We start from the raw sequence: 7448 nt of genomic DNA, 5'->3' as shown, positions 1-7448 counted from the left end.
CTGCTCGACGAGGAGGGGGTCGATGCCCGCCCGCTCGAGAAGTCCGACCTGAACCGCGCCGAGGGTCTCCGCCGCGTGCAGGCCGGACAGCCAACCCCCTCGCTTGCCGATCGGGGTACGGACTGCCTCGACGATTACTGGTGTGCCCATGGCGAACGACCTCTCGAAGATGAACCCAAACTAGAACCCGTTCTTCATATCAGCTGCCATCACCAAATTGCTAAGATTCGCAAGTAGCGTTCGGGTTGTGGAATGATCGCGGCGAGGCACGATGTCGTGGGCACACGGCCCCAACGGAGAACGACAGGAGGCGCCATGGTTGCGAACTCGCGCCAACCGCTATATCAGATGAAAGCGGACTTCTTCAAGACGTTGGGGCACCCGGCGCGCATCCGGGTCTTGGAATTGTTGAGCGAGCGTGATCACGCCGTCTCGGAGATGCTGCCCGAGGTTGGGATCGAGCCCGCGAATCTGTCACAGCAGCTGTCGATCCTGCGACGCGCCGGACTCGTCACTGCCAGGCGCGAAGGCCTGTCGGTCACCTATGCACTGACCTCACCGAAAGTCGCGGACCTGTTGGCGACTGCCAGGGGGATCCTCACGGGCGTCGTCGCGGGCCAGGCCGAGTTGCTCGAAGATCTACCGGAGTCCGCTGCACTGGTGGGCGACTCGGCAGGCTGAGCAAGTGTCCCACCGGACGGGTCTACGCGGATCTATTGATTGCAGAATTTCTTAAATGCTTATCTTGCACGAATGGATGAACAGGGTGACCGACAAGGATGAACGCCGCGGCGCTCGCGGGCTCACGGACAGCGAAAGACTGCTGCTTCTGGGGATCGACGCTGCCGTGGTAACGGTCGGCGAGGCCCGAAGTGGGCGTTCTCGGACCGCAACGCAGCGCTCACCGTGGACCGCAATGGAGCGATACACGGGCCTGATCCGAAGTCGGACACCGATCCGTGTGCTGCGGCTGCCAATGACCATGAGTGACTCGACAGCCGTCGCAACACGGATCGTCTCACTCGCACCCCGTGTGTCGATTGCATTCGTGACTGGTCTCAGTGCCCAGGAGTCCTCACTGGTCAAAGGCGAAGTAGTTGCTCGCGGCGGACCCTTGGTTCTCACCGAACTCGACGCAGTCACCGCCGCGCTGGCGGCGACGACGATCTCCCTACTTCGGCGCCAAGGTGCCGCACCCCGTTCTGGGCGTGTCGTGGTCAATGGTCCCGAGAATGCGCCCCTGCTGGGCCCGATCCTGATGAACAGCGGTATCGGACAGATCACCAACTGGCACGGCGGGGATGCGCAGGCCTTCCCACTACGACGATTGATGGAACAGAACGACGTTCTGATCGATCTCGCCGGAACGGCCTCCGAAGCCGATGCCCCCGGCCGCACCGTGCGCTACCCCGCGGACCCATTCACGTTGGGGCAACTGGTGGTGCCAGGTTTGCTCAGCGCGCTGTGCGGGCACCAGGCGCGAGAGGTGACCATCGAGGTCATTGCCGCCGCCGCCCGGGCGCTGGCGCTGACCACGCCGGCCGGGCAGGCACTACCCGGACCCGACGACGGTCTCGTCACTCGTGCGATCGCCCGCCAGGTCGGCCGTGTCTTCGCTCAGCTCACCGACCGCAGCCAGCACCCGTAGCGGCGCTGCAGGGCTTCACCCGCACCGCATTCGACGACTTTCGTGAGGAGAACACCGTGACCACACCCGCGACCGGCATCGGGGCCGCCCCGACAATGCACGAGGAGATCGTGTCCTGGGTCGCCGAGATGGCCGACCTCACCCGCCCCGACTCCGTGGTGTGGTGCGACGGATCCACCGGCGAGTGGGACCGCCTGACGACACAACTGGTCGACAAGGGGACCTTCGTCCGCCTCGAGGGCAAGCCGAACTCCTTCTGGTGCGTCTCCGACCCGGAGGACGTGGCACGAGTGGAGGACCGGACCTTCATCTGCTCCCGCTTCGAAGCCGATGCAGGGCCGACGAACAACTGGATGGACCCCGTCGACATGAAGACGGTGATGACCGAGCACTACCGCGGGGCGATGGCCGGCCGCACGATGTATGTCATCGCGTTCTGCATGGGACCGCTCGACGCGGCGCAGCCGAAGTTCGGCGTCCAGGTCACCGACTCGGAGTACGTCGCCGTCTCCATGCAGATCATGACCCGCTCCGGGGCCGCGGTGTGGGACAAGGTCACCGCCGAAACCGAAGTCGTCAAGTGCCTCCACTCCGTCGGGGCCCCGCTCTACCCGGGCCAGGCCGACTCCACCTGGCCGTGCGATGACACCAAGTACATCTCCCACTTCCCGGAAGAGCGGATGATCTGGAGCTACGGCTCCGGCTACGGCGGCAACGCGCTTCTCGGCAAGAAGTGCTACTCGCTTCGGATCGCCTCGAAGATGGCCAAGGACGAGGGCTGGCTGGCCGAGCACATGCTCATCCTCAAGCTCACCTCCCCCGAGAACAAGGTGCACTACGTCGCGGCGGCGTTCCCCTCCTCCTGCGGTAAGACCAACCTCGCGATGCTCGAGCCCACCCTCGACGGGTGGACCGCCGAGACCGTCGGCGACGACATCGCCTGGATGCGCTTCGGCGAGGACGGACGCCTGTACGCGGTCAACCCCGAAGCGGGGTTCTTCGGCGTCGCCCCCGGCACCGGACTCCATACGAACCCGCACGCGATGGCCACCATCGAGCGGGGCAACTCGATCTTCACCAACGTCGCACTCACCGATGACGGAGACGTGTGGTGGGAAGGGATGACCGACGCGCCGCCGGCCCACCTGACCGACTGGCGGCGCCGGGACTGGACCCCGGCATCGGGTGAGCGGGCGGCGCACCCGAACTCGCGGTACTGCACCCCGATCGCGCAGTGCCCCACCGTCGCCCCCGAATGGAACGACCCGGCCGGGGTGCCGATCTCGGCGATCTTCTTCGGCGGGCGCCGCGCCACGACTGTGCCCCTGGTGACCGAGTCTCTGAGCTGGCAGCACGGGGTGTTCCTCGCCTCGACCCTGTCCTCGGAAACCACCGCCGCCGCGACGGGCGAAGTCGGGCTCGTGCGCCGTGACCCGATGGCGATGCTGCCGTTCCTGGGCTATCACGTCGGTGACTACTTTGCGCATTGGCTCGACATCGGGGCGAAGGCGGATCCGGCCAAGTTGCCGAAGATCTTCTATGTCAACTGGTTCCGGCGCGGCGACGCCGACGAGTTCCTGTGGCCAGGGTTCGGGGAGAACTCCCGAATCCTCAAATGGGCGTTGGCTCGAGTCGAGGGAAAGGGTGCGGCCAACTTGACGCCGATCGGTAACGTCCCGCCGATCGACGCACTCGATCTCACGGGCATGAAGTTCGACCACACCAAGATCGCGGCGGCCCTGGAGGTCGACGACGGCGAGTGGATCGACGAGACACGCCTGATCGACGAGTGGTACGCCACCATTGGCGGCAACACCCTGCCCGACGTCCTGCGCGAAGAACTCGGCGCCCTCAAGCTCCGACTCGCCGCCCCAACCCTTTCCGGCCCCTATCCGGGCAAACCCGCCACCGCACGGGACGATGACTTCCATCGCGTGCGTATCCGTCGCGAAGGCTGACCGGCCCCACGACCCGAGGAGAGGGATCGCCCTCCTCGGGTCCGGGCCACCTCTTCCGCCGGCCCGGCTGGCCTTCCCCTCAGCAGGCCCGGCCGGTGGAACAGAACGGTTTGCCGGTGCCGACGATGACCAGCACTTCGACTCCACAGCGCGGACAGGAGTCGTCGCCGGCCCGCAGCGCGGAGGTTCGGCACAGGAAGCCGCAGTCCGAGCATCGCAATATCTGTCCACGAAGTCGGCTGAACGGTGTTACACGCATCATCTAACCTTCCATCGTTGCTAGTTGCTAACCTTAGCAATTAGCAACCTGGAGAGGTTGTTCCTATCCGAGGAAGCTGCACATGTCAGAACTGGGGGACCCGAACGGGCCCACGACAACAACTGGCCTCGCCGGTGGTCGCCTCAGCGGCGCATTACGGTCTGTCGCCGAACTACTGCCCCGGTGGAGCGAGTGGAAGCCCGCGCTCGGCGCCCCCGGCGCCGACTTGCTCTCGGGTCTCATCGTCGCGCTGGTCGCGCTGCCACTGGCATTGGGCTTCGGCATCAGCTCCGGCCTGGGGGCCGCCGCAGGTCTGACCACAGCCGTCGTTGCCGGCGCTGTGGCCGCGGTGTTCGGCGGCTCCCGCTTCCAGGTGTCCGGTCCGACCGGTGCGATGACGGTGGTCCTGGTTCCCATCGTCGCCCAGTACGGGCCGACGGGCGTGCTTGCAGTCGGTCTGATCGCCGGGGTGATGCTCGTCGCGCTGGCGTTCGCCGGTATCGGCCGGGCCGTGCGCTACATGCCGGCCCCCGTCATCGAGGGATTCACCGCCGGCATCGCGGTCGTCATCGCCCTCCAACAGGTCCCGGCTGCCCTGGGAATACAGGGAGCCGAGGGCGAAAAGGTGTGGCAGAGCGCGTTCGACGCGGTGCGCCGATTCGTGGAGAGCCCGTCGACCCTGACGCCGGTGATCGCGCTGGTGGTGGCCGTCGCGATCCTCGTCGGCGGACGCTACTTCCCGAGGGTCCCGTTCTCGCTCGTCGCGGTGGCCACCGTGACCGTCGTCGCGCAGCTCTTCGACATGGACATCGCGCGCATCGGCGCCATCCCGTCCGGTTTCTCCGCGCCGACACTGAGCTTTCTTCACCTGGGCGACCTCACGTCCCTGATTGCGCCGGCGCTCGCCGTGGCGGCACTGGCGGCGCTCGAATCACTGCTGTCGGCGACCGCGGCGGATTCGATGGGCGTCGGGACCAGGCACAACCCCGACCGGGAACTGTTCGGGCAGGGGCTGGCGAATATCGCCGCACCCCTGTTCGGAGGCGTGCCGGCCACCGGCGCCATCGCGCGGACCGCGGTCAATGTCCGCTCCGGTGCCCGCACGAGGCTCGCGGCGCTGACCCACGCGCTCATCCTCGCCGCGATCGTGTACCTGGCCGCCGGGCTGGTCGCCGAGATCCCCCTCGCCGCGCTCGCCGGAGTCCTGCTGGCCACGACCGTCCGGATGGTCGAGACCGCCTCCATCCTCGCCATCGCCCGCGCCACCCGCGCCGACACGGTGGTGATGATCGCGACGTTCCTCGTCACCGTCGTGTTCGACCTGGTCACCGCGGTCGCCGTCGGTGTCGGATTCGCCGCGATCCTCGCGCTGCGGGCGGTCGCCAGGTCAGCGCGGATCGAGCAGGTGCCCCTCGAGAACGACGATCACTTCACCGAAGAACACGAATTGCTGCGCGAGCACATCGTCGCCTACCGCATCGACGGCGCCCTGTTCTTCGCCGCCGCACACCGATTCCTCCTCGAACTCGCCGAGGTCTCCGACGTGAAGGTGGTGATCCTGCGCATGTCGCGGGTCACCGCCCTCGACGCCACTGGCGCCATCGTCCTCAAGGACGCCATCACCAAACTCGAACACCGCCACATCAGCGTGCTCATCTCCGGAATCAAACCCGAGCACCTGCGCCCCCTCGAAGCCCTCGGCGTGTTCACCACCACAGACAGCGAGGACCGGCACATCTTCGAGACCACCCCACGCGCGATCAGCTACGCCCGAATGCTTGTCCTGCCCGAAAGTCACTACACCTCCACGAGCAACGAGGACTGACCATGCCAGCCACCACTTCCGGCAACACGCCGTCAACGCGCCAACATGTCGGCTACCTCGCCGGCCGAACCCTGCCGGCCGACCTGCACGACTGGGTCGTCAAGGACATCACCGGACCCGGCGCCACCCGCCGCTACGTGATCCGCTGCCTGGTCCCTCTCGTCCCGATCCTCGCGGCCCTGCTGTTCATCTCCGGTCCATGGCTCATCCGAATCAGCATGGTCCTTCTGCTGTTTCTGCCGTTCGTCTACTTCCTGTTCGCCCTGAAGAACATCTACCTGCGTCACCGCCTCGTCAGCCACGGACTCGAGCCTGAGCTCCTCGTCAGGCACAGGCAACCGCGGATCGACAAGGAACGCGAGGAGTACGAGGCCCGGTACCGGGCGGCCGACTAGCAGGACCAGCGAATGATCGTGAGTGCATCCACGATCTGCGGCACGGGTCCTTCGCCGGGAGTTCAACTTTCCGTTTGGATCCTTCGGCGGACATGGCCGAACAGGCCGAACTGGCGCCCCCAAAGCCCGACACATGACAAAGGACTGACAGGTGAACCACACACCAGAAGCAGCAGCGGAGAACGCCCGCAGCGGCGGCGCTCATCGCCGCGAAGACGACGCACCGCCGAGCGCCCCTCTGCACGATCGCCCTGGTCGGCACGCTCGGATCGACCCACCGGCGCAGCCGCAAGAGCCCCTCCGCATCGAACGAGAACAGCCACGAGGCGCCACGAGGCGCCCCACCGTGTGACCGACGAAAGGACCACTCACGCATGCCCATCGCCACCCTCAACGGAATCCGACTCAACTACAACGTCACCGGCACCGGGCCGCTGGTTGTTCTGGTGATGGGGTCCGGTAGCCCCGGCCGCGTCTGGAACACCTACCAAGTGCCGGCCTTGGTGAAAGCCGGATTCCGGGTCGTCACCTTCGACAACCGCGGCATCGCGCCGTCGGACGAAGGCGCCGACGACATGAGCATCGACGATCTGGCGGCCGATACAGCTGCGCTGATCGAATACCTCGACGGTGCGCCGGCGCACGTCGTCGGCATTTCGATGGGAGCACGCGTGGTCCAAGAACTTGCCCTTGCCCGCCCCGACCTCGTCTCCAGAGCCGTCGTGCTCGCCGCCACCGGACGACCCCATCCGATCGAAAGCACACTGAATCTGGGGCGCCAGGGCCTCCACGACCAGGCGGTGGAACTGCCACCGAAATATGCCGCAGCAGTGAACGCGCTCCTGCACCTGTCTCCTCGGACACTCGAGGACCCCGCCAAGGCGCAGGAATGGCTCGACATCTTCGAATTCTCCGCTGCGCCTCGAACCACGGCGGGGGTGCGCGCCCAACTCGGAATGGACCGATCACGCAACCGGCTCGAGGACTATTCACGCATCGTCGTCCCCACCATGGTGATCGGCTTCGCCGACGACCGGATGACACCACCCACATACGGCCGCGAGGTCGCCCACGCCATCCCCGGCGCTCGATACGAAGAGATCGCCGACTGCGGCCACTACGGATACCTCGAGCGGCCCGACGAGATCAACCGTCTGCTCGTAGAATTCCTGGCCGGCGCCGGGCCGTCAACAACGAGATGAGCTCCATCGCTCCGCCCAGGACCGGATAGACCGAATTCGGCTGGCACGTCACGCCAGGGATTGCCGGCGCGGTACCGGTGCACGCTGCCCTCGAAGACCCGACGGTCGTCGCGAAACGGACGCCCGCTCCGGCTGCCGGAGGACGGGAGCATCGGCCGGTC

The 7448-nt window shown here is 66.4% G+C and carries 8 protein-coding genes; 6 read left to right on the top strand and 2 right to left on the bottom strand.

Annotated elements, in window-relative coordinates:
- The coding region (locus AC1DWC_RS06540) for a thiolase family protein (protein WP_477906687.1) at nucleotides 1-150 on the bottom strand (150 nt) is incomplete at its 3' end.
- Nucleotides 151-315: 165 nt separating this feature from the next.
- Between AC1DWC_RS06540 and AC1DWC_RS06535 the strand changes: the two genes are divergently transcribed.
- The 6 genes from AC1DWC_RS06535 (at nucleotide 316) to AC1DWC_RS06510 (ending at nucleotide 7287) form a co-directional block, all read left to right on the top strand.
- On the top strand, nucleotides 316-681 hold the full coding sequence (locus AC1DWC_RS06535; RefSeq protein WP_477843487.1) for an ArsR/SmtB family transcription factor: 366 nt from the start codon (nucleotides 316-318) through the stop codon (nucleotides 679-681).
- 85 nt (nucleotides 682-766) lie between these two features.
- Complete coding sequence (locus AC1DWC_RS06530) at nucleotides 767-1648, top strand: hypothetical protein (protein WP_477906672.1); 882 nt, start codon at nucleotides 767-769, stop codon at nucleotides 1646-1648.
- Between the two features lie 56 nt (nucleotides 1649-1704).
- On the top strand, nucleotides 1705-3606 hold the full coding sequence (locus AC1DWC_RS06525) for a phosphoenolpyruvate carboxykinase (GTP) (protein ID WP_477906671.1): 1902 nt from the start codon (nucleotides 1705-1707) through the stop codon (nucleotides 3604-3606).
- A 341-nt stretch (nucleotides 3607-3947) separates the two neighbouring features.
- Nucleotides 3948-5690: a SulP family inorganic anion transporter gene (locus AC1DWC_RS06520; RefSeq protein ID WP_477843481.1), complete on the top strand. Its 1743-nt coding sequence runs from the start codon at nucleotides 3948-3950 to the stop codon at nucleotides 5688-5690.
- A 2-nt stretch (nucleotides 5691-5692) separates the two neighbouring features.
- Nucleotides 5693-6085, top strand: coding sequence for a DUF5313 family protein (locus AC1DWC_RS06515; RefSeq protein ID WP_477906670.1), 393 nt, complete (start codon nucleotides 5693-5695; stop codon nucleotides 6083-6085).
- A gap of 374 nt (nucleotides 6086-6459) precedes the next feature.
- The gene (locus AC1DWC_RS06510) at nucleotides 6460-7287 is read left to right on the top strand and encodes an alpha/beta fold hydrolase (protein WP_477906669.1); all 828 of its coding nucleotides are present in this window, start codon (nucleotides 6460-6462) and stop codon (nucleotides 7285-7287) included.
- Here the strand turns inward: AC1DWC_RS06510 and AC1DWC_RS06505 are convergent.
- The gene (locus tag AC1DWC_RS06505; RefSeq protein WP_477906686.1) at nucleotides 7203-7439 is read right to left on the bottom strand and encodes a hypothetical protein; all 237 of its coding nucleotides are present in this window, start codon (nucleotides 7437-7439) and stop codon (nucleotides 7203-7205) included. The two genes, AC1DWC_RS06510 and AC1DWC_RS06505, sit on opposite strands and share 85 nt — an antisense overlap.
- Nucleotides 7440-7448 lie beyond the last annotated feature (9 nt).

Source organism: Rhodococcus sp. P4_C10, from assembly GCF_056402135.1.
Note: the sequence above shows the minus strand (reverse complement) of the source record. Positions and strands in the feature narration are given on the sequence as shown.